A 22,825-nucleotide genomic window follows, 5' to 3' on the forward strand; every position below is an offset into this window, starting at 1 on the left:
GTCGGGCCAGCGTCGACCTTGGGTGACTTTTGCGACTGCTCAGGCTAGTGCGACGCGACTCGGATCGAGCCGCTTGCAAGCAGCTTATCCAATTGTTGATTGAACTCATGCTTCAGCTGGTCGGTGTTCGTGTAACGCGTTGGGAAGTGCTCCACGACCTTCAGCTTGTCCTCGAACGCCCACAGGCTTGCCATATCAGCCCGGTTGACACTGGCAGAGCTGATCTGCACGTCCTTGAAATAGGTGAAGATCAAGGGCCTGCCGGTGGCCTTGAATTGCGCGTGGGCGGTCTCGAATTCTTCGTCGGTGTAGCGACCAGCCTTGCTCCCGACCAACGTTACAAAAAGGTCGCATTCGCGAATCGCCTGGTTGTACTCGTCCTGCAACCGGGTCTTCGACATGGCATTGAGGAAGTCTTCCCAGAGCACCACCTCGATGACGACACCCCGCGGACGTAAAGCCTTGTTCTTGCGGCTGATGCAGAGCTCAAACTCCTTCCGCTCCTCGCAGAATTCGGAGGACGAGGCAAGGAAGAGCTTCGTGGTGATCATCGTGACGGTTTCCAGAAGGCGTGTCGCCGAACAGTATAACCAAGCGTCCGCGAGAAACAGCGGCAACGCCGCCCGCCCACCCGGCGCTGCCGCTTTTGCCGTCTGGAAAGCACTCCCTTACCAAGCACGCTAAATCGCTGCGCCGTAAATCAAGGACAACGGCCATGGATCGCCACACACCCGCAAGCACGGCCAAACTGATTACCAGGATAATCGCCACAAGCTGCACGCCGGCACCCCGGACGCACGACACGGTGAGCACAGCCACGCGGCCCCGCCAACACGCGAGCAGCATGTTCGCCACAGCAAACCGACCACGCCGAAAGCAGCACTAGCCCCTCGCCCCTCGTGGGAGAGGGGTTGGGGAGAGGGGGAGAAAACCAATGCCCAAGCACGACTTCGTCAAATCCCTGCGCCAGAACATGACCGACGCCGAGAATCTCCTCTGGCGCCACCTGCGAGCGCATCGCCTGGGCGGCGTGAAATTCAGGCGCCAGCAGGCGATTGGCCCGTACGTCGTCGATTTCGTGCATTTCGGTGCTCGTGTCGTCGTTGAAGCGGACGGTGGACAGCACAATGAATCGCTGCCCGACGAGACACGCGATGCCTGGTTGACGGCTCAGGGATTCCGAATAATGCGCTTCTGGAACAACGACATACTGACTGACACCGCGGCGGTTCTGGAGGCGGTGATGGCGGAAGTTGAACGTGCTTCCCCCTCTCCCCCAGCCCCTCCCCCGCAAGGGGGAGGGGAGCAGGCAGGTAAATGGCCGCACTGCCGACAACGGCGGGCGCGATGGCCTGGCCGCGCCTTGCTTTGACTATCTGCCCGACGCTGCCGGGGACCCGTTCGCGAGTGCTGTAGTCGAGGCTGGCCAGCCATTCGTCGGGAACGAAGCCGATGATCAGGTCGCGCACCAGCTCCGGAGTGGAGAAGAGAAACTTGTAGCCGCTGTCGTGATCCTTGCGCATCGGCGGATGGCAGCAAGCCAGGACCGGTCGGAAACATCGACCAGAAGTGCCACGGCGAATCGTCGCCCTGAGCGGCTGATGCTCAAAGCTGATACTCCTCCCCCGGCCGCGCACCGGCAATGGCCATATCGACCGCTTTGCGCGTCAGCTGCGGCGCGAAAAGCTCAATGAAGTCGTACTCGAAGCGACGGATGTGATTGCCACGCCGCAAGCCGATGCGCGTGGTGTTCGAGCCAAAGAGATGTTCGGCAGGCAGCGCCTGCAGGCCGGCGTCGCGGGTGGCATCGAAAGCCATGCTGGCGATGATGCCGAGGCCGAGGCCGAGGCTGACGTAGGTCTTGATGACGTCGGCGTCGATGGCGGTGAGCACGACGTTGGGGGTCAACCGGGCGAGTTCGAAAGCCTTGTTGATGCGCGAGCGACCGGCGAAGGCCGAGTCGTAGGTGATCAGTGGCCAGCGCGCCAGGGCAGTCAGGGACAGGGGCTTCTCGCCGAGGATGGCATGCCCGTCGGGAGCGATCACGCAGTGCACCCATTGGTAGCACGGGAGCATCAGGAGCTGCGGGTACTGGTCGAGCGCTTCGGTGGCGATGGCAATGTCGGCCTCGCCTTTCAGCGCCCATTCGGCGATCTGCGTCGGATGCCCCTGGCGCAGCGACAGCCGCACCCGCGGATGGCGGTCGACGAAGCTCTTGACGACGCCGGGCAGCGCGTAGCGTGCCTGCGTGTGCGTCGTGGCGATGACCAGGCTGCCGGAGTCGCCACCGGCGTACTCCTCGCCGACGCGACGGATGTTCTCCGCGTCGCGCAGGATTCGTTCGGCGATTTCGAGCACCGCCCGGCCCGGCTCGGTGACCGCTGTCAGGCGCTTGCCACTGCGCTCGAAAACGATCACCCCCAGTTCGTCTTCGAGCAGCTTGATCTGTTTCGAGATTCCCGGTTGCGAGGTGTACAGCGCTGCCGCGGCTTCCGAAACGTTGAGGCCGCGCTGCGCCACTTCGACGAGATAACGCAGTTGCTGGAGCTTCATCGCCACCCTTAATCACCGTTGGTTATAACAATCTAACTGAATAGTCTTTTTCGATCAAACTCTGTGCTGCTACCATGCGCGCTCATTTTCGCTAGAGCGGATCCTTGATGGACTGGATGTTCACCTTGTCGGGCTTTGTCGTTGGCGCCATCGTCGGGCTCACCGGCGTTGGTGGCGGCTCGCTGATGACCCCACTTCTGGTGCTGGTCTTCGGCATCCACCCGGCAACGGCCGTCGGTACCGATCTCCTGTATGCGGCAATCACCAAGGCTGGCGGCACTTTCGTGCATGCCAAGAAGGACCATGTCGACTGGCGCATCACCCGTCTGCTGGCGACGGGCAGTATTCCCGCCGCGCTGCTGACCATCTGGGCGCTGTCCTTCCTGCCCAAGCAGAGCGACGAGGTTTCGCACGTGATCTCGGTCTCGCTGGGCATCGCCCTGCTGCTCACCGCCGGGGCGATCATTTTCCGCCACAAGCTGCAGAACCACGCCCTGGCCCACGCTGATGACAGCGCCCATACGCAGCTGCGAGCACCGATCACCATTGCCGTCGGCGCACTGCTCGGCGTCCTGGTCACCGTTTCATCGGTCGGCGCCGGGGCGCTCGGCGTCGCCGTGCTGTTCTACCTTTACCCGCGGCTGCCGACACTGCGCATCATCGGCAGCGACCTCGCGCACGCTGTGCCGCTGACCCTGGTCGCCGGCCTCGGGCACTGGCTGCTTGGCAGCATCGACTGGTCGCTGCTTGGCAGCCTGCTGCTCGGCTCGCTGCCCGGAATCTGGCTCGGCAGCCACGCCTCGGCGAAAATCCCGGACCGTATTCTTCGCCCCATCCTGGCCTGCATGCTGCTCGTCATCGGCGGCAAGCTGATCGCCCAGTAGATGCCCGTGCCCGGCCTGATCCAGGGAATGGCAGGCATGACTTCATTCTTATAAGGAGCGACCCATGTATCGCTACGACAGTACTGACCAACAACTGATTGACCAGCGCGTGAGCCAGTATCGCGGCCAGATGGAGCGCCATCTGGCGGGTGAACTCTCGGACGACGAGCTGCGTCCGCTGCGCCTGCAGAACGGCCTTTACATCCAGCGGCACGGTCCGATGCTGCGCATCGCCATCCCCTACGGCATGCTCTCGTCGGCGCAGCTGCGCAAGCTGGCCGAAATATCGCGCCGCTACGACCGTGCCGTCGGGCACTTCACGACCCGCCAGAACATGCAGCTCAACTGGCCGCAGTTCGAGGAAACGCCGGAGATCCTGGCCGAGCTGGCGAGCGTCGAAATGCACGCCGTGCAGACCTCGGGCAACTGCATCCGCAACATCACCAGCGACCACTTTGCCGGCGTCGCGCCGGACGAACTGGTCGACCCGCGCCCGTACTGCGAACTGCTGCGGCAATGGTCGACTTTCCATCCGGAATTCGCCTTCCTGCCGCGCAAGTTCAAGATCGCGGTGAATGCCGCGGCACAGGACCGCGCAGTGATCCGGGCGCACGACATCGGACTCGAGGTGGTCAGCGACGAGCGTGGCGAGATCGGCTTCAAGGTCCTCGTCGGTGGCGGTCTCGGGCGCACGCCGATCCTCGGCAAGGTGGTTCGCGAGTTTCTGCCGCGCCGGCACATCCTCTCCTACCTGGAGGCCATCCTGCGCCTGTATAACCGCTATGGTCGCCGCGACAACATGTACAAGGCGCGTATCAAGATTCTCGTGCAGGCGCTCGGCAGCGAGGAGTTTGCGCGCCAGGTCGAGGCCGAGTGGGCGCATCTGCGCGACGGCGAGACGACGGTCACCGACGCCGAGTTCGAGCGTATCGCCGGCCACTTCGAGCCGCCGGCCTGGGAGACGCTGCCTGCCGAAGACCCCGCGCACAACGCCCGCCTGACTGCCGACAAGGCTTTCGCCAACTGGGTCAAGCGCTGCGTGCACCCTCACAAGACGCCGGGCTATGCCGCCGTGACGCTGTCGCTGAAAGCGCCGGGAGTCGCTCCCGGCGACATCAGCGACACGCAGATGATCGCCGTCGCCGACCTCGCCGACCGCTTCAGCTTCGGCGAACTGCGCGTCAGCCATGAACAGAACCTGATCCTTTCCGACGTCAAGCTCGGCGATCTGCACGAGCTCTGGCAACTCGCCCGCGGCCAGCGCCTGGCGACCGCCAACATCGGTCTGCTGACGGACATGATCTGCTGCCCTGGCGGCGACCTCTGTGCTCTGGCCAATGCGCGCTCGCTACCGATCGCCGAGGCGGTGAACGACAAATTCGACGACCTCGACTATCTCTACGACATCGGCGACATCTCGCTCAACATCTCGGGCTGCATGAACTCCTGTGGTCACCATCATGTCGCCAACATCGGCATTCTCGGCGTCGACAAAAACGACGAGGAGTGGTACCAGATCACCGTCGGCGGCCAACAGGGCAACAGCGCGATCATCGGCAAGGTCATCGGCCCTTCCTTCTACGCCCAGGAAGTGCCGGAGGTCATCGAAGCCCTGATCGCCGTCTATCTCGAACAGCGCACCGCCAGCGAGCGCTTCATCGACACCTGGCAGCGCGTCGGTATCGAGCCCTTCAAGGCACGCGCCTACGCCGGCCGCGACCGGCGCCGCACGGCCAAGGTCGCCGGCAAGGAAAGCCAAGCAAAGGAAATCGTCAATGCCTAGGATCATCAAGAATACGCAGATCGTCGAAGACCACTGGCAGGTGCTGACGCTGGCCGAAGGAGAAACACCGGAAGCCGTCGCCCTGCCTGCCGCGCCGACGCTGCTGCCGCTGGCCGTCTGGCTGGCACGCCGGAACGAGATCGTCGCCGCAGGCCTGGCGCCTGGCGTCTGGCTGGACGCCGGCGAGGGCCCGGAAGCATTGGCCGACGACCTCGACCGATTGGCGGTGATCGGCGTCAATTTCCCGAAATTCACCGACGGCCGCAGCTACTCCAGCGCCCGCCTGCTGCGCGAGCGCTACGCCTACCGCGGCGAGATTCGCGCCCTCGGCGACGTGCAGCAGGACCAGCTGTTTTTCATGCGCCGCTGCGGTATCGACGCCTACGCCCTGCGTGCCGACAAGGACATCGACAAAGCGCTCGCCGGTTTGGCGGTCTTCAGCGACGCCTACCAGGCGGCGGTCGACCAGCCGCAACCGCTGTTCCGCCGGCGCACGGCACGCGGCCAGGAGGCGGCATGAAGCACCTCGGCACACTCGACGACCCCGCGCTGCTCGACGCGCTGGCCAGCAAAGTCGCTGGCGCGCGCCGCCTGTTGCGCGCAATCGCCGACGATTTCTCGCCGGCCGCTTTTGCCAGCAGTCTCGGTGCCGAAGACATGGTGCTCACCGATCTGATCGTCACCGAGCGGCTCGACATCGAGATCTTCTCGCTCGACACCGGCCGCCTGCCGGCCGAGACCTACGCGCTGATCGCCAAGGTCAAGAGCCACTACGGCCTGGCGCTGCGCCTGTATTATCCGCGCCACGATCTGGCCGAGGCATGGACGCGTGAGAACGGCATAAACGCTTTCTACGAGTCGGTCGAGCTGCGCAAGGGCTGCTGCCATTTCCGCAAGGTTGAACCTCTGCAACGCGCGCTGGCTGGCCGCAAGGCCTGGATCACCGGCATGCGCGCGCAGCAATCGGCGACTCGTGAGGACCTGCCGCTGCGCAGTTTCGACGTCGGCAGCGGTGGGCTCGAGAAATTCAACCCGCTCACAGCATGGAGCGAACGCGAAGTCTGGGCCTACCTCAAGCAGCAGCAGGTACCGTACAACGCCTTGCACGACCAGTTCTACCCGAGCATCGGCTGCGCGCCCTGCTCGCGCGCGATCACGCCGGGAGAAGATGTACGCGCCGGCCGCTGGTGGTGGGAGAATCCCGACTCGAAGGAATGCGGCTTGCACCTCAAGCGCACCTGAAACCCGCACCGACAAACAACCGATGAATCACACAGGTCAATCATGAGCAGCACAGCACTTTCTAGTGTCACCCTTTCCCATCTCGACTGGCTCGAATCCGAGGCCATCCACATCATGCGCGAGGTTGCCGGCCAATGCAGCAACCCGGTGCTGCTGTTCTCCGGCGGCAAGGACTCGATCTGCATGCTGCGTATCGCCGAGAAAGCCTTTCGCCCAGGCCGTTTCCCGTTCCCGCTGATGCATATCGATACCGGCCACAACTACCAGGAAGTCACCGACTTCCGCGACCAGCGCGCCGCCGAGCTCGGCGAGCGGCTGATCGTGCGTTCGCTCGAGGACTCGATGGCGCGCGGCACGGTGGTCCTCAAGTCCGCCGACGAACCGCGCAACAAGCACCAGTCGATAACCCTGCTCGAAGCAATCGAGGAATTCGGTTTCGACGCTTGCATTGGTGGTGCGCGCCGCGACGAGGAAAAGGCACGCGCCAAGGAGCGAATTTTTTCCTTCCGCGACGAATTCGGCCAGTGGGACCCCAAGAACCAGCGCCCCGAGCTCTGGGACCTCTATAACGCACGCAGCTTCAAAGGCGAAAACATTCGCGTTTTCCCGATCTCGAACTGGACCGAGATCGACGTCTGGCAGTACATCGAGCGCGAGCGACTGGCCCTGCCATCGATCTACTTCGCGCACCGCCGCCCCATCGTCCGGCGCAGCGGCGGCATGCTGCCGGTCACCGCGGTGACACCGGTCAAGCCCGGTGAGGTGGTGGAAGAAGTGATGGTTCGCTTTCGCACCGTCGGCGATATCACCTGCACGGCGCCGGTCGAGTCAGACGCCGACAGCGTCGCCAAGATCATCGCCGAAACGGCAATCACGACGATCACCGAGCGTGGCGCCACCCGCCTCGACGACCAGACCTCGGACGCGTCGATGGAGCAACGCAAGAAGGAAGGCTATTTCTGATGTCCGCAATCGACACCATTGAACCCATGCAAGCACTCCCCCTCGAAGATGCCCCCGACAACGGCCTGCTGCGCTTTCTGACCTGCGGCAGCGTCGACGACGGCAAGAGCACGCTGATCGGCCGCCTGCTCTACGACAGCAAGACGATTCTCGCCGACACCCTGCACGCCATGCAGCGCACGTCCGAAAAACGCGGGCTGGATGTTGTCGACCTGTCGCTGCTCACCGACGGCCTGCAGGCCGAGCGCGAACAGGGAATCACCATCGACGTCGCCTATCGCTACTTCACCACCGGCACGCGCAAATACATCATCGCCGACGCCCCAGGCCACGAGCAGTACACGCGCAACATGGTCACCGCCGCGTCGACGGCCGACCTGGCGATCATCCTCATCGACGCCCGCAGGGGCGTTCTCGCGCAGACCCGCCGCCACTCGTACATAGCGCACCTGCTCGGCATCCCGCAGGTGGTAGTGGCCGTAAACAAGATGGACCTGGTCGACTACTCGCCAGAAATCTTCGCCCGCATCAAGGCCGACTATCTGGCCTTTGCCGGCAAACTGGGGATCGCGAACATTCGCTTCATGCCGATGTCGGCGCTGCACGGCGACATGATCGTCGAGCGCGGCACGCGACTCGACTGGTACACCGGGCCGAGCCTCATCGAAACCCTCGAAACGGTGCCGGCAGTCCATAGCGCACACGCCGAGAAATTCCGCTTCCCGGTGCAATATGTGTGCCGTCCGCAGGATTCGGCCAATCCGGAACTGCACGATTATCGCGGCTTCATGGGCCGTGTCGAGTCCGGCGAGCTGGCCATCGGCGACGCGGTGACGGTGCTGCCCTCGGGGCTGGAGACGCGCGTCAAGGACATCCAGGTGCTCGCCGAGTCACTGCCCTGTGCCACCGCCGAGCAGTCGGTGACCCTCCTCCTCGAAGACGAGATCGACATCTCGCGCGGCGACATGATCGTCAAGAGCGGCGAACTGCCGACGCTCAGCAAACAGATCGACGCCATGCTCTGCTGGCTGGCCGAAGCAGCGCTCGATCCACGCCGCAAATACCTCATTCGTCACACCACCCGCGATAGCAAGGCGATGCTCGCCGGCATCGATTACCGGATCGACATCAACACCATGGAACAGCAGGCGTGCGAGCGGCTGGTGATGAATGACATTGCCCGCGTGCGCTTCAAACTGGCGCAGCCGATTTTTGCCGACCCCTACGCGGAAAGCCGCGGCACCGGCGCCTTCATCGTCATCGACGAATCTTCGAACAACACCATCGGCGCCGGCATGATTCTCTGATCGGCACGGCCTGCTGTGGTCATGGATATTCACGGAAAGCCAATCGCCGAACGCATAGCCTGGCTGTTCGGCCTGGCCGAGCGCCATGCAGCGATGTACCGCAGCCCGGAAGCCTGGCTGGCACGCCAGCGCTATCAGGCCGAGCACCCGACGGCGATTGCCGTCCTCAAGTGCATGGACGGGCGCATCAACATCCCGGTGGCGACCAACACCCCGGTCGGCCTGCTGATGCCTTTTCGCAACCTCGGTGGGATCTTCGACCTCGGCTGGCCGCACCTCGGCGAAGTGCTCGCGCACCATGTGCAGCGCGTCGTCAACGCCGGACGGCATGTGCTTTTCCTGGTCACCTACCACTACTCGCAGGGCGAGCCACGGCGCGGTTGTGCCGGCTTCGACTACGACACGGCGGCAGCCATCGCCCATACCTACGAGATACGCCGCCAGGTCGAACACATCTTCGGCAGCGACCACGGTACCGTCTATCCGCTGGTTTGCGGTTTCGAAACCGACGAAGACGCACTGGTGATCCACGGCACCACTGGCGAGCAGTTGCACCTGGCGAAACTGACCGCCGCCGACCGGGCAGCGCTCGAACAACGCCTCGCCGCCCTGCTGCCCGACATGCCGGCACAGATGCGCGCCGATCTGCTGCCGCTGCTGCACGGCAATCTCGAACATATCGAGAGCGTACGCTCGCAGATCCGCAGTCGCGAGCGCCTGCTGGACATCGAGCACCGCGAGTGGACGATTTGTCTCGGGCGTGGCTTCGATTTCCTGCACACGCCCAATGTCGCCTTGATCATCGGCCCCTACAGCCCCAATCTCGACGTCCCGATCCGCAAGGCGGCCGGGATCATCGAAGCGAACATGCAGGCCGGACGGATTCCGGATGATGGCTTTCTGCTCCTGGCGTCGGTACCGTACGAGGAAATCGGCGTAGACCGCGCGCGGGCGGAGCTCAAGTCGAGCTTCCTGTCGAGCTTCGCCGCCGACGTCATTCGCCGCGAATTTCCCCGCCTGGGCGAGCAGATGACAACGCGCACGGCGGTCCTCGACTGGCGCTCGCGAACCCTGGAGGCGATCGCCAGCAAGCAGTAGCCGCGTGCGCCAGGCACCTGGTGACAGCCAGCCAAGCGACAGGGCGTGGCGGCAAGCTGTTAGAATCGCGCCCTCTATCTACCGGCCTTGCCTATCATGTCCCAGAATTCACGCCTGATTTTCGGCTTCCATTCGACGCTCGCCAAACTGCGTCACGACCCCGGCGCAATACGTGAAATCTACGTCGACGCCGCGCGCCACGATGCTCGCCTGCGTGATCTGGTTCGCCAGGCGGAGTTCGCCACGGTGCGCATCCTTCCGGTGGACGGCGCGCGACTGCAGGCCATGGCGCCAGGCGCCCGGCACCAGGGAGTGATCGCCACGGTCGATGCGACGCCGCGGCACGTGACTCTCGACGACGTTCTCGACACCCTCGACGAACCAGCCTTCCTGCTGATCCTCGACGGTATTCAGGATCCGCATAACCTCGGCGCCTGCCTGCGGGTTGCCGATGCCGTCGGCGCGCACGCGGTCGTCGCACCCAAGGATCGTGCCGTTGGCTTGACACAGGCGGCCGTGAAAGTGGCCAGTGGTGCCGCCGAGACGGTCCCCTACGTCACGGTCACCAATCTCGCACGCACGCTGCGCGAACTGAAGGAAAGGGAAATCTGGATCGTCGGCACCGATGCCGACGCCAAGGACGATCTCTACAGCGCCCAGTGGCCCACGGCCTGCGCCTGGGTACTCGGCGCCGAAGGCGACGGCCTGCGCCGCCTGACGCGCGAGACCTGTGACCAACTGGTCAACATCCCGATGCTCGGCTCCGTCGCCAGCCTCAATGTCTCGGTCGCCACCGGCGTCTGCCTCTACGAGGCGCGACGACGGCGCGGGCCAGCCAGCAATTCCGGCAATTACTAATCCTTGTACGAGTAGCGGTAGACGTAGCCTTTGTAACCGTAGCGGTAGCGCTGGCGGCTGACATTGAGGTCGTTGAAGACGAAGCCCTTGACTTCGACACCCGCCTGATTGAGGCGCTTGACCGCTTGCTCGAGTTCGCGAATCGGGTGCTTTCCCGAGCGGGCGACCATCAGCGTGGCACCGACATGACGGCCGATGATCGCCGCATCGGAAACGGCCAGCACCGGCGGCGCATCGACGATGACCGTGTCGAAGCGTTCGCCGAGTTGCGTCAGCAAGGTGACAAAGCGCTCGTGCATCAGCAGTTCGGAAGGATTGGGCGGGATCTGGCCGGTAGAGATCACCCACAAGTTGGCGACCGAAGTCGTTTTCAGAATCGCGTCCAGCGAAACCTGCCCGGCAACGTACTCCGAGATTCCCGACGCACGCTCCCTGCCGAACTCTTTGTGGATATGCCCGCGGCGCAGGTCGGCATCGACGATCACCACGCGCTTGCCGACCTGCGCCAGCACGACACCAAGGTTCTTGGAAATGAAGCTCTTGCCGAGGCCGGGGCTCGAACCGGTGATCAACAGCGAGTTGCGTTTTGCGTCGAGCAGGGCAAAGTGCAGCGTCGTGCGCAGGCCGCGCAGGCTCTCGACCGCGTCGTCTTCCGGAAACCCGACGGCCAGCAGCTCGCCGACACCGGATTTTGCCTTGCGGTGCAAATCGACTTCGGTCTTGCTGTGCGGGACCGTTGCATAGACCGGCAGGCCGAGTTGCGACTCGATGATCTCGGGATCTTCGACAACCACACGCAGCGCCCGCAGCAGCCAAATGATGACCATGCTCAGCAATACGCCGAGAAGCAGGGCAATACCCAGAATCGCGGCCGGCCCGGTGCCGACGGGTTGGCGAGCGACTGCCGCCGAATCGATGATGCGCACGTCGCCAACCGTCCCGGCCTTTGACACCCGCAATTGCTGGGCGGTATTAAGCAACTCGGTATAGAGCCTGTTCGAGACTTCGACATCGCGCGCCAGACGTAGAACCGTCTGCTGCGTATCAGGCAAGGCCGCAACATCGGCGTCAAAAGCCTTGCGACGCTCAGCGAGACGCTGCAACTTGTTATCCATCGCCTGAATCCTGGGATGCTCGGGAGTGAAGCGCTGGCGCAATTCATCACGCTCCTGCTTGAGCAACACGGCGGCGTTCTCGACCTCGACCAGGGACTTCAGCACGCCCTGTGTCTCCAGGCTCAAGTCGAGCGAACCACGGCTTTGACGATAGTTGTTGTACGCCGCCTCGGCGCTATCGACCTGTGTTTTGAGAGCGGGAAGCTGGGTTTCGAGAAAGGCCAAGGTCTTCTCGGCTTCGGCCGAACGCCGTTCGACGTTCTGCCGAACATAGGTGTTCATGATGTCGTCGAGAACAATACCAATCTGCCCGGGATCTCCTCCCAAGAGGTTAAGCTCCACGAGGCTGGATTTCTTGCCGCGCTCCTTGACGGAATAGTTCTTGCGCAAACTGGCCACGGCTGTTTCGGCGGAAAGTCTCATCAGCCGAAACTGTGTTCCTGGCCGCGCCTGGAGCTGCGCGACAAAAATCGAGTAATCCTGGTTACTGGCACGCGTCCCCGCTTCACCCTTGAGGACCGGCTGATCCTCCCAATCCAGCACTTCGAAAGCGCCGTCGTCACCCGCGACCAGGGTGAGCCTCTGATCCAGAGCTGGTCGCGGAACGTCGAGCGAATCGACCTGAATGCGGTCACCACCCCATGCAAAACTCGACAGGCCCAGCCATGGCGAATTCGGTTCATCACCTTGGTAGCGCCGGCTGACCGCACCGCCAATCAAGGGCAGGGTTCTGGGAACGGCCACAATGTCCAGCTTCAGCTTGCTGACCACCCGTTCCAGGACCATCCGCGAGCTGAGGATTTCGAGTTCGGCTGAGACCGTTGTGTCGTCACCCAACAGCGGCTGCAGGGCCTTGAGGGAACCCATTCCGGAGCTTTTCTCCTCGACTTGCAAGAGACCATCGGCCCGGTAGACCGGCTTCGCCACCACCACCCAAGCCAGGCCAAGAACGAGTGCCAACAGGCTCACCGCGGCAATCAACCAGCGGTAGTCAATGAGCACGGCAATGATCTCGCCAAGCGCCAGGCCCTCGTCCTCATCTTCCGAGGACATCTGCTGCATCGGCTGCGCTTGCGCCTGAGCGTCTGACCGGCCGGCGACACCGGGCGCGTTGAAAGAGGTCTGTGACTGGTCGTTGTTCATGGATCGTCCGTGATTGCCGCCGCCAGAGTCATGGCTGGGCGGCTCAGCGTGTTAGGCAGGCGTTTGCGGGGGAGCTTAGCCGGCGGCTTGGTCAGCCCCCGACAGGCCTGCGGCGGAAAAAAAACTCGTCGAGATCAGTACGGCGGTTGTCTCGCGCCGAAAAGCGGATACTGCGTCTGGCTGGTAAGATTAAGCATCGTCGCCGTCGGCAGGATATTGGAGATCACGCGCTGCCAGCGAACGACTGCCGCCGCATCGACATAGACAACATCGCGCGGCCGCAGCGGAAAGCGATCGGCGAGCAACATGGCGTCGGGAAGACGGGAATCCAGATGGAAGAGCTCCGGAGTCTCGGTATCGCCGCGCATGACATAGATCCAGCGTGGGTCGGCAGTCGTCTGACTGATATAGCCAGCGTCGCTGAGCGCTTCGGCGAGCGTCGAGCGCTTCTTGTTCATTACTTGCGAACCCGGCCGAACGACTTCGCCGAGCACGAAGATCTTGTTGTAGCTGCGGTCCGCGACATTGATGATGTCGCCGTGCTCCAGCAAGGCATTCTGTGCCGTCGCACCGTAGTCGTACATTGCCTGGATATCGACCAGGTAGGTGCTGCCACGACGAGTCAGCAGCACTCGGCTGTAGTCGGCCTCCGGCGTGAAACCACCGGCGCGGTTGACCGCCTCGATTACCGTCATCGGAATATCGGTCACGGGCTGGATACCCGGTTTGCTCACCTCGCCAACGACATAGACCTGCTGGCTGCGAAAAGCCACCATGCGCACGTCGAGCTGCACCTGCTCGATGAATTTTGCCAACTTTACCGACAAAATCCTGCGCACTTCGCCGGTCGTCTTGCCCTGGACATTGACCACTCCGGCGTACGGAAAGTAGATCGTTCCATCATCGGCGATAACGGTGCCCGCCTGCTCAGCGGTACGGAAGCTGCCGGCCGGGATGGTCAGCTCGGGGTGATCCCAGACGATGATTGAAATGATGTCGCCCGGCCCAAGCTTGTACTCGGGCGTCGGTCCGGAACCCTTGCCGCCGGAACGCGGCGCGCTCTCCGTCGCCTTCCTGGCAACGCTGGTGCCGTCACCGATGGGCGGTCGGGCTGCCTTGAACATGTCGACGATCAGTTCGGCAGTAATCGGCTTGATCTTGATGTGTTCCGGTACCAGAGCGTCTCCCTGCTGGACCGGCAACATCACCGCAGACTCGTCGCGGTCGCTGTAGCTCTGGTTACCGGGCACAAGGCTGCAGCCTGCCAGAGCGCTGACGGCAAGAGCGATCAAGAGGTGCCGGATTCGACCAGGCACCACAGGCGACATTTCCATACTTAGCTCCTCGTTTCCATTCGTTCGTGCTCTCGTCAGCGTCCCTGGGGAACAAAACGCCAGGAAGTTTACATTCCGAACACAGGCACCGCAAATGCAGCCACCCGCTCGGCACCGTGCATAGCTATTGGAGACGCCACGGCCCTTTACACAACACGGCGCCGGAAGTGTTCTTGGTGCTGTGGGAGTCGCGAATCACACCCGCACGATAACGCCGCTCGGGGCGATTGCACGTGCGCTATTTCACGCCCCCGCGCAATAGCGAACGCGGCTTCTCGGCTAGTTCAGCCGAGCTTTTCGACCCAGGGCTTGACTGCGGCTTCGATCAGGCGCAACGCTTCCGCGTGCGCTTCGTCGCCGCGCCGATAGGGGTCAGGGATTTCGGTATTCGTCCAGTGCCCGAGCAGGAAGGTCTTGCCGCGGGCAGCGGGGTCCAGCGCCAGCACCGCGTCGCGATGATGCTGTTCCATCACCAGAACCAGCTCGGCCCAGCGCAGGCGCTCACGGACCAACTGGCGGCCTCGGTGCGCACTGAGGTCGACGCCGCGCGATTGCATCATCGCGCAGGTCGTCTCATCGGCGGGGTGGTTGACCAGCGCACCGATACCCGCTGACTGGGTCTCAACCGGTCGACCGAGGGCTTCAATCCGTTGCCGAAGAAAAAACTCGGCCGCGGGGCTGCGACAAATGTTTCCCGTGCACACGGTGAGAATTCTGTTGAACATCTCAGCGCTCCCTCACGTCGGAGGCACGCTGACTTCGAAGCCCACTGCGCCGCCGTTCATCATCCCGCCGCCGCGCTCCATGGAGTAGATCAGTGTGCTGCGCACGCTACGCCGCTCGTCGTGCCGACGTTGGCTGCCGATCGTCCCGCCTTCGAGCAGCGCATTGGAACGTAAGTCGTTCTCGTCCTGACGGCGTATGAAAAGGCGAACATCGACACCGTGCCACCGAAGGAAGTGTTTCTTCATTGCCGACACATCCCGCTGAACTTTGCCGATCAGGTGCTCATCGCCGTTCGCCGGAACATGCACCACACAATAGACGTTGCGGCCATCGGTCGCCGAGCAGTCAGTCTGGTACACGCTCAGCTGGTAGTCATAGCGGCTGCCACCCAAGCGCTCGCCTATCAAGCCAAGCAGATCAGGAAACTTCTCCCGACGCACGTAGCCAACAAAAATTCCGTGTACATGAACCGAGGGAAGGCCAAGCGCACGATTGATCCGGCGCAGTTCGGGCACCAACCGCCATGGGCGCAGAATCACCAGCAAATAAGCCCCAAAAACGATCAGGAAGAGCCAGAACATCAGATATTCGGGAACCCCCAGCAGCAGGCCAGCGACACCGATCAGACCCAGGGAAAGCTGCGCGAGCGCGGCAAACGCGACGATGTCACAGACCCGATATCCGGCACGAACGAAAAGGTGGTGCAAGTGGTGACGGTCGGCTCGGAAAGGCGACTTGCGCAGCCAGATGCGCCGCAGCATGACGCCAACCGTATCCATCAGCGGCAGCGCAAACAGCCACAAAGCGGTCACCGGGGTCATCGCCGGCGAGTCCCCCTGCGACAGGGCGATGAACAACCAGGCGAACACGAAGCCCAGCACCATGCTGCCGTTATCACCGAGAAACACCCGCGCCCGACATTTTCCCGCATAGCGCAGGTTGTAGTACAGGAAGCCTGCCAAGCCGGCGCCCAGCGCAACGACGAGAACGACATACGCACCCTGGCCCGCGAAAACAGCCACCAGGCCGGTAAGTGCCAGGCTCACCAAGCTTAGCGAGCCCGCCAACCCGTCGATCCCGTCGATCATATTCACCGCATTGATCAGTCCGACAGTGGCGAGAATCGTCAACGGAATGGACAGCCAACCGAGATCGAACCGCAAGCCAGGAAGAAGTTCTCCGAAAGACAGCAACTCGACGCCGCCGACAAAAACCATTGACAGGGCGACCATCGCCTGAACAGCGAAACGCAGCTTGAAGCTGAGGTGCACAATGTCATCGGCAAGACCGGTAACAAAAAGGATCAGAGCACCAATCAAAATGCCTTGCAGCGCGACAAGACCAAGACTGCCAAACAAGGGATCGAACGAAAGGAACAAGCTGAACAGAACGGCGAGGATTCCCACCCCACCGACGAATGGCGTACTGGCTTCGTGTTGCTTATGCCCACCGGGGCGGTCCACGACTCCCAAGTAGTTGGCCAGGCTCGCAGCGAGCCGGATGGCTACGCCAGAAATCAGTACACAGAGAGCAAACAACACGGCCAGTTCCATGGCCACCTCCAGCACTTGCTAGTATCAGCCGGTGTCTCGGCCTGCATCAACATCAGGATGCTCGTGCGGCAACGCCACAAACCTACCCGACCTCAGAAAAGAAGAGCCCTGTCGCGCGGCGCCCTCGCACTCATTTCACGAGCGTCTCTCGCCCTCTCCCGACGAGAGGCGCTCGACTTCCTTCTTTCAGGCGCGGCGACGGCCCAGGCACAGACCGAGCAGGCCGATCCCGAACAAGGCCAGACTTGCCGGTTCGGGGATCACAAGAGCGAAATTGCCACTGTAGGAGCCATCTCTGCTTGCAACATGCGATGGGGTAGCCCAGAACCCGTAAGCGTAGCCAGTCCTACCACCAAACTCGTACTTGACCACCTCGCTAACTTGCAGCCCCTCTTTCAAATCGACGCCAAACACGACCTCAAGAAATGGGGTGGCATTCAGGAACCCAGCCAAGCCGAGGTGCACCTTGGTCGGCAAGATATCGACGTAGGAGATGTTCGGGTCGCTAACCAGCTGCCAGGGGGCCATGCCACCGAGATTGGCATTCGGGGCAAAAAACACCGCAAGGGCATTGTCCATATCAACAGGAGTCAATGTACCCAGCTCAGCCCGATTCGCTGCGCCTTGGATATACTCCTTTGCAAGCGCCTGGTCGCCGCCCGGCTGCCCACCCCAATCGGTCAGCTGCATGCTCATCAGCTTGATGCCGTGGCCAAGCCCGTCGTCACCGGACAGGGTGGTGACAGGCCCAAAACCCGGCACGACATCGCCGCCGAACTTGTTCAGTTCGACGTTACCGTTGGGAGCGGCCGCATTGCCGCCGAGCGCCGCAATGGCGTTCGCCTGCGTGGGGGCTTGCGCCGTCAGAAGCGGAGCGCCGTTCCAAACCAGGAAGCCACCCGGCCCGACCACAACATTCTGAATGGATACAGCCGAAGCGCCGGTCGAAACCGCCAAGGCCGCAACAGCCAGGGCGATCTTTGTCTTGTTGCAAAATGCATTCATAGGAAACTCCTTTGACATCGAGTACCAGCCCTTGTCGGAAACCGGTTGATGAGAATTGAAATGGGCTTCACAAGTCTTGGTTTTTGGGATGCCACACGGGCCCATGCCCGCTTCCCTCAGCAAAACCTGACTCGACAACTTATAAGCAAAAACCATGCCAGAAATCGTAAACCCTTGTATATCATGAGCCAAATCAATCACCCTCGGGAAACCGAGGCGGGAGGTGTAAAAAAAACTCGACACTTTCCGAGTCGCAATGGCAGGGCAGAGGAGCCGAGTATAGCAGCCGACAGCGAAAGGCTTAAGCGAAAACCAGTTCGCCGGGCCCAGGCCCGCAAGTCACTGGCAGCCGTCACACCAATGCTCGAGCGCCGCAAATACAGCGGCAACCAGGGGCCAGTAAACACCGCCGGGTCACTGCACCACCTCCCGCGCCGGTCCGCTGCGCACTTGCGAGCACTGCTGCCAGCGCGCTATAGTTGCGGCGCGAATGGGAGAGGGCGGCAAAACCGCCGCCGAAGGCGCAATCCACCCGGAAACGCTCAGGCAAAAGGACCGTTCGTGCAATGAACTCTGGAGAGCGGCGCGCGCTTGTTTTTAAGTGCAGCGCCCACCGATGGGGCCTGCGGCTGCGATTCACTTTTCGCCTGCAAAATCTCTCAGGTACATGGACAGGGGGGGTGAACTCGATGCGAGTTCGCCCCTTTTTCGTTTCTGGAATCCACTTCAACAATCTCTCACAAAGGTCTGATACGATGCAGAAAACTGTCCTCAACGAAGACCATCGCCGGAGCGGCGCCCGGATGGTCGATTTCGGCGGCTGGGAGATGCCTCTTCACTACGGCTCGCAGATCGAGGAGCACCACGCGGTACGCCGCGACGCCGGCATGTTCGACGTTTCGCACATGTGCGTGGTGGATATCGCGGGAGTTGATAGCGCCGCCTTCCTGCGCCGCCTGATCGCCAACAACATCGACAAGTTGCAGGTCGCGGGCAAGGCGCTGTACAGCGCGATGCTCAACGAAGCCGGCGGCGTGATCGACGACCTGATTGTCTATTACCTCGACGAAAGCAGATACCGGGTGGTCATCAACGCCGGCACTGCGGCCAAGGATCTGCGTTGGATGGCTGACCGCCTCGCCGACTGGCAGCTTGCGGCGACGATCACGCAACGCCGCGAGGGAACTGGCGCCCTGGCGATGATCGCCGTGCAGGGCCCGAACGCCCGCCAGAAAGTCTGGCAGGTATTGCCCGACTGCCGTTCGGCATGCGAATCCCTGCAGCCATTTTTCGCCGCGCGCTGCGAGGATTTTTTTTGTTGCTCGCACCGGCTACACCGGTGAAGACGGTTACGAAATCACTTTACCCGCCGAGCAGGCGAGCAAACTATGGACAGCGCTCGCCGACACCGGCGTCCAGCCCTGCGGTCTCGGTGCCCGCGACACCCTGCGCCTGGAAGCGGGCATGAATCTCTATGGCCAGGACATGGACGAGGATATCTCGCCGCTCGACGCCGGCCTGGCGTGGACCGTCGACCTCGTCGCCCCGCGTGACTTCGTTGGCAAGGCGACGCTGCTCACCAGACCACAGCAGCACCAGTTTCTCGGTCTGCTGCTCAAGGACCGCGGCGTACTGCGTGCTCACCAGAAAGTCGTCACCGGCCAGGGGGCCGGGGAGATTACCAGCGGCAGTTTTTCGCCGACGATGCAGCAATCAATCGCCCTGGCCCGACTACCGCTCGCCGCCGCGATCGGTGACACGGTCGAAGTGTCGATTCGCGACAAGCTCCTCGCTGCCCGGGTGGTCAAGCCTTGCTTTGTGCGCAACGGAAGCATTCTGGTCTGATTCTTTATTGTCAATTTGTCAATTTGTCAATTGGCCGCTTTCATCTAATTTGTCAGGAGTAAAAATGAACATCCCCAGCGACCTCAAGTACACCCGGAATCACGAATGGGTCCGCGCCGAAGCCGACGGCACAATTACCGTCGGGATCACCGATCACGCTCAGGAGCTGCTTGGCGACCTCGTTTTCGTCGAACTTCCGGATGTCGGCGTCGAGTTTTCTGCCGATCAGGAGGTGGCAGTCGTCGAATCGGTGAAAGCAGCCTCCGATGTTTACGCACCGCTCACCGGCAGCATCGTCGAAGTCAATCCGATCGCCGTGGATAGCCCGGAAGTGGTCAATCAGGACGCCTACGCTGCCTGGTTGTTCAAGATGCAACCGGTCGCTGCAGCTGACGTGGACGCGTTGCTCGATGCCACCGCCTACCAGCAACTCGTAGACGCCGCCTAGGCAAATCGCATCGCCACCATCGCCACCGGAAAACGCCATGGACGCCACGCCCACACTGCAACCCGCACCGCAGCCTCACTGCCCAACGCTCGCCGAACTGGAACAACGCGACGATTTCATCGACCGCCACATTGGCCCCTGTGGCGGTGAAATCGCGGCCATGCTGGCCAGCATCGGTGTCGCCACGCTCGAGCAACTCATCGATCAGACGGTCCCGGCAGCGATTCGCCTGCGCTCGCCGCTGGCCCTCGCCGAGCCGCGTCCGGAGCACGAAGCTCTCGCCGCTCTGCGCGTGACAGCCATGCGCAACCGTGTTCAGCATGCAATGATCGGGCTTGGCTACGCGGATACGCTGACTCCGGCCGTCGTCCTGCGCAATGTCCTCGAGAACCCCGGTTGGTACACCGCGTACACCCCCTACCAGGCGGAGATCGCACAGGGCCGACTCGAGGCGCTGCTCAACTACCAGCAGATGATCGTCGACCTCAGCGGTCTTGAACTCGCCAACGCCTCGCTACTCGACGAAGCGACCGCCGCAGCGGAAGCGATGGCCATGGCCCGCCGCATCAGCAAGTCGAAATCCAATCGCTTCTTTGTCGACTCCGGCTGCTTCCCGCAGACCATCGACGTCATCAAGACGCGCGCCGCCTTCTTTGGCTTCGACCTCGTCCTGGGAACCCCGGACCTGGCTGCGCAACAGGAAGTCTTTGGCGCCCTGTTTCAGTATCCGAACGAACTCGGGGAAGTCTGCGACCTCAGCGGAGCGATTGCCGCCGCCAAGTCGCGCGGCGCCGTCGTCGCCGTCGCCGCGGATCTGATGGCCTTGGTCCTGCTGCGTTCACCGGGGGAAATGGGAGCCGACATCGTTCTCGGCTCCTCGCAGCGCTTCGGTGTCCCGCTCGGATTCGGCGGCCCGCACGCGGCCTTTTTCGCCACCCGGGACGAGTACAAGCGTTCGATCCCCGGCCGCATCATCGGCGTCTCGATCGACAGCCGCGGCAACAAGGCCCTGCGCATGGCGCTGCAGACGCGCGAGCAGCACATCCGCCGCGAGAAGGCCAACTCCAACATCTGTACTTCGCAAGTCTTGCTGGCCAACATCGCCGGCATGTATGCCGTCTACCACGGCCCGCAAGGGCTGCGCACGATCGCCGGCCGCATCCACCGGCTCACCGCCATTCTCGCCGAGAGTCTGCGGCGTGCCGGCATCAAGGTGCTGACCCGGCATTTCTTCGACACCCTGTGCGTCGACCTTGGCGGGCACGCCCTGAGCGCCTACAAGGCCGCCATCGATGCCGGTTACAACCTGCGCCAGGTCGCTCCCGGCATCCTCGGAATCGCGGTGAACGAAAAAACGTCGCAGGCCGACATCGCCCTGCTGATCAAGCTGATCGCCGGCATAAACGTCGACCTCGGCCCACTCGACGAGCAGTTGCGACACGATGACCCCAGCCTGCCGCCGTCCTTCCTGCGCAGTGACGCCATCCTCACGCATCCGGTGTTCAACACCCACCACACCGAACACGAAATGCTGCGCTATCTGAAGAAGCTGCAGAGCAAGGACCTGGCGCTCGACCACTCGATGATCTCGCTGGGCTCATGCACCATGAAGCTCAACGCCAGCAGCGAGATGATCCCGATCACCTGGCCGCAATTCGCCGACATTCACCCCTTCGCCCCGCTCGACCAGGCCGAAGGCTACCTGCAAATGATTGGCGAGCTCGAAGATTGGCTCAAGGCAATCACTGGTTTCGACGCCATCTGCATGCAGCCCAATTCAGGCGCGCAGGGTGAATACGCCGGTCTCGTGGCCATCGCCCGCTATCACGCCAGCCGCGGCGACGCCCAGCGCCAGGTCTGCCTGATCCCGCGCTCGGCACACGGCACCAACCCCGCCACCGCGCAGATGTGCGGAATGCGGGTGGTGGTGGTCAATTGCGACGACTCGGGCAACATTGACCTCGCCGACCTTGCCGCCAAAGCGGCACAGCACGCGGCCACCCTCGCCTGCCTGATGATCACCTATCCGTCAACACACGGCGTCTTCGAGGAATCGGTGCAGGAGATTTGCGCCACCGTGCACGCCCACGGCGGCCAGGTGTATATGGACGGAGCCAACCTCAACGCGCAGGTGGGCCTGACGTCACCGGCGCTGATCGGCGCCGACGTCAGCCACATGAACCTGCACAAGACCTTCTGCATCCCGCACGGTGGTGGCGGCCCGGGAATGGGTCCGATCGGCCTCAAAGCGCACCTGGCCCCGTTCATGGCCAACCACAGCGTGCAAAGCATCAGCGGCCCGCACCAGGGCCAGGGGGCAGTGGCGGCTGCGCCATGGGGATCGGCGTCGATCCTGCCAATCTCCTGGATGTATATCGCCATGATGGGCGGCAGTGGACTGACGCGCGCAACGCAGGTCGCCATTCTCAACGCCAACTACATCGCCAGTCGCCTGCGCCCGCACTACCCGGTGCTGTACACCGGCAGCCAGGGTCGGGTGGCGCACGAATGCATCCTCGACATCCGGCCGCTCAAAGTGGCCACCGGCGTTTCCGAGACCGACATCGCCAAGCGCTTGATGGACTATGGTTTTCACGCGCCGACGATCAGCTTCCCGGTGGCCGGAACGATAATGGTCGAGCCCACCGAATCAGAGTCGAAAGCCGAACTCGACCGCTTCATCGCGGCGATGACCGCCATCCGCGAAGAAATCCGCCAGATCGAAGTCGGCCACTGGCCGATCGACGACAACCCGCTCAAGAATGCGCCGCACACCCAGGCCGACATCGTCGACAGTGACTGGAAGCGACCGTACAGCCGCCAGCAAGCCGTCCTGCCCCTGCCCTATGTCGCCGAAAACAAGTTCTGGCCAAGCGTCAATCGGGTAGACGACGTGCATGGCGACCGCCACCTGTTCTGTTCCTGCGTTCCCATCGAAGAGGACCAAGAGGCGACGACCTGAAGTGGT

18 protein-coding genes, 1 pseudogene and 2 riboswitches are annotated in these 22,825 nt (G+C 62.6%); of the genes and pseudogenes, 12 read left to right on the forward strand and 7 right to left on the reverse strand.

The features are described 5' to 3' along the window. Positions 1–44: 44 nt before the first annotated feature. Positions 45–551, reverse strand: coding sequence for a hypothetical protein (locus tag E4Q23_RS07445; protein ID WP_169066046.1), 507 nt, complete (start codon positions 549–551; stop codon positions 45–47). Between the two features lie 383 nt (positions 552–934). Here E4Q23_RS07445 and E4Q23_RS07450 point away from each other — a divergent pair, with 383 nt between their 5' ends. Then, a complete protein-coding gene (locus tag E4Q23_RS07450; RefSeq protein ID WP_169066047.1) occupies positions 935–1,372 on the forward strand; it encodes an endonuclease domain-containing protein in 438 nt (145 codons plus the stop codon). A gap of 233 nt (positions 1,373–1,605) precedes the next feature. On the opposite strand, the gene E4Q23_RS07455 is transcribed toward E4Q23_RS07450, so the two are convergent. Next, positions 1,606–2,553, reverse strand: coding sequence for a CysB family HTH-type transcriptional regulator (locus tag E4Q23_RS07455; RefSeq protein WP_169066117.1), 948 nt, complete (start codon positions 2,551–2,553; stop codon positions 1,606–1,608). Between the two features lie 107 nt (positions 2,554–2,660). Between E4Q23_RS07455 and E4Q23_RS07460 the strand changes: the two genes are divergently transcribed. From E4Q23_RS07460 to rlmB, 8 genes are all read left to right on the forward strand, one after another. Then, on the forward strand, positions 2,661–3,437 hold the full coding sequence (locus E4Q23_RS07460) for a sulfite exporter TauE/SafE family protein (RefSeq protein WP_169066048.1): 777 nt from the start codon (positions 2,661–2,663) through the stop codon (positions 3,435–3,437). A 64-nt stretch (positions 3,438–3,501) separates the two neighbouring features. Continuing rightward, the gene (locus E4Q23_RS07465; RefSeq protein ID WP_169066049.1) at positions 3,502–5,220 is read left to right on the forward strand and encodes a nitrite/sulfite reductase; all 1,719 of its coding nucleotides are present in this window, start codon (positions 3,502–3,504) and stop codon (positions 5,218–5,220) included. Next, the gene (locus E4Q23_RS07470; RefSeq protein ID WP_169066050.1) at positions 5,213–5,740 is read left to right on the forward strand and encodes a DUF934 domain-containing protein; all 528 of its coding nucleotides are present in this window, start codon (positions 5,213–5,215) and stop codon (positions 5,738–5,740) included. Before E4Q23_RS07465 ends, E4Q23_RS07470 begins: the two co-directional genes overlap by 8 nt. Then, on the forward strand, positions 5,737–6,462 hold the full coding sequence (locus E4Q23_RS07475) for a phosphoadenylyl-sulfate reductase (protein ID WP_169066051.1): 726 nt from the start codon (positions 5,737–5,739) through the stop codon (positions 6,460–6,462). Before E4Q23_RS07470 ends, E4Q23_RS07475 begins: the two co-directional genes overlap by 4 nt. A gap of 42 nt (positions 6,463–6,504) precedes the next feature. Then, positions 6,505–7,425, forward strand: coding sequence for a sulfate adenylyltransferase subunit CysD (gene cysD / locus E4Q23_RS07480; protein WP_169066052.1), 921 nt, complete (start codon positions 6,505–6,507; stop codon positions 7,423–7,425). Beyond that, complete coding sequence (locus E4Q23_RS07485; protein ID WP_423753322.1) at positions 7,425–8,732, forward strand: sulfate adenylyltransferase subunit 1; 1,308 nt, start codon at positions 7,425–7,427, stop codon at positions 8,730–8,732. The genes cysD and E4Q23_RS07485 overlap by 1 nt, the downstream gene beginning before the upstream one ends. Positions 8,733–8,753: 21 nt before the next feature. After that, positions 8,754–9,830: a carboxysome shell carbonic anhydrase domain-containg protein gene (locus tag E4Q23_RS07490; RefSeq protein ID WP_211203672.1), complete on the forward strand. Its 1,077-nt coding sequence runs from the start codon at positions 8,754–8,756 to the stop codon at positions 9,828–9,830. A 96-nt stretch (positions 9,831–9,926) separates the two neighbouring features. Further along, positions 9,927–10,688 (forward strand): 23S rRNA (guanosine(2251)-2'-O)-methyltransferase RlmB, encoded by a 762-nt coding sequence (rlmB, locus tag E4Q23_RS07495; RefSeq protein WP_169066054.1) that lies wholly within the window; start codon positions 9,927–9,929, stop codon positions 10,686–10,688. Here the strand turns inward: rlmB and E4Q23_RS07500 are convergent. The 5 genes from E4Q23_RS07500 to E4Q23_RS07520 form a co-directional block, all read right to left on the reverse strand. Beyond that, entirely contained in the window at positions 10,685–12,946 is a 2,262-nt protein-coding gene (locus tag E4Q23_RS07500; protein ID WP_169066055.1) for a polysaccharide biosynthesis tyrosine autokinase, read from the reverse strand. The genes rlmB and E4Q23_RS07500 overlap by 4 nt on opposite strands. A 134-nt stretch (positions 12,947–13,080) precedes the next feature. Then, positions 13,081–14,280: a polysaccharide biosynthesis/export family protein gene (locus E4Q23_RS07505; protein WP_169066056.1), complete on the reverse strand. Its 1,200-nt coding sequence runs from the start codon at positions 14,278–14,280 to the stop codon at positions 13,081–13,083. Positions 14,281–14,564: 284 nt separating this feature from the next. Beyond that, positions 14,565–15,005: a low molecular weight protein-tyrosine-phosphatase gene (locus E4Q23_RS07510; protein WP_169066057.1), complete on the reverse strand. Its 441-nt coding sequence runs from the start codon at positions 15,003–15,005 to the stop codon at positions 14,565–14,567. Positions 15,006–15,017: 12 nt separating this feature from the next. Next, positions 15,018–16,559, reverse strand: coding sequence for an MraY family glycosyltransferase (locus E4Q23_RS07515; RefSeq protein WP_169066058.1), 1,542 nt, complete (start codon positions 16,557–16,559; stop codon positions 15,018–15,020). Between the two features lie 186 nt (positions 16,560–16,745). Next, positions 16,746–17,720, reverse strand: coding sequence for an NF038130 family PEP-CTERM protein (locus E4Q23_RS07520; protein WP_211203673.1), 975 nt, complete (start codon positions 17,718–17,720; stop codon positions 16,746–16,748). Between the two features lie 325 nt (positions 17,721–18,045). Beyond that, positions 18,046–18,132: riboswitch (glycine riboswitch) on the forward strand. A gap of 3 nt (positions 18,133–18,135) precedes the next feature. Next, positions 18,136–18,241: riboswitch (glycine riboswitch) on the forward strand. Positions 18,242–18,319: 78 nt separating this feature from the next. Between E4Q23_RS07520 and gcvT the strand changes: the two are divergent. The 3 genes and pseudogenes from gcvT (at position 18,320) to gcvP (ending at position 22,819) form a co-directional block, all read left to right on the forward strand. Further along, positions 18,320–19,409 (forward strand): annotated as a pseudogene (gcvT, locus tag E4Q23_RS07525) (glycine cleavage system aminomethyltransferase GcvT). A gap of 64 nt (positions 19,410–19,473) precedes the next feature. Continuing rightward, entirely contained in the window at positions 19,474–19,857 is a 384-nt protein-coding gene (gene gcvH, locus E4Q23_RS07530; RefSeq protein WP_169066059.1) for a glycine cleavage system protein GcvH, read from the forward strand. Between the two features lie 37 nt (positions 19,858–19,894). Then, positions 19,895–22,819: an aminomethyl-transferring glycine dehydrogenase gene (gcvP, locus tag E4Q23_RS07535; RefSeq protein ID WP_169066060.1), complete on the forward strand. Its 2,925-nt coding sequence runs from the start codon at positions 19,895–19,897 to the stop codon at positions 22,817–22,819. Positions 22,820–22,825: the final 6 nt, after the last annotated feature.

It is taken from the genome of Candidatus Accumulibacter phosphatis (assembly GCF_012939955.1).
Taxonomy (GTDB): Bacteria; Pseudomonadota; Gammaproteobacteria; order Burkholderiales; family Rhodocyclaceae; genus Accumulibacter; species Accumulibacter delftensis.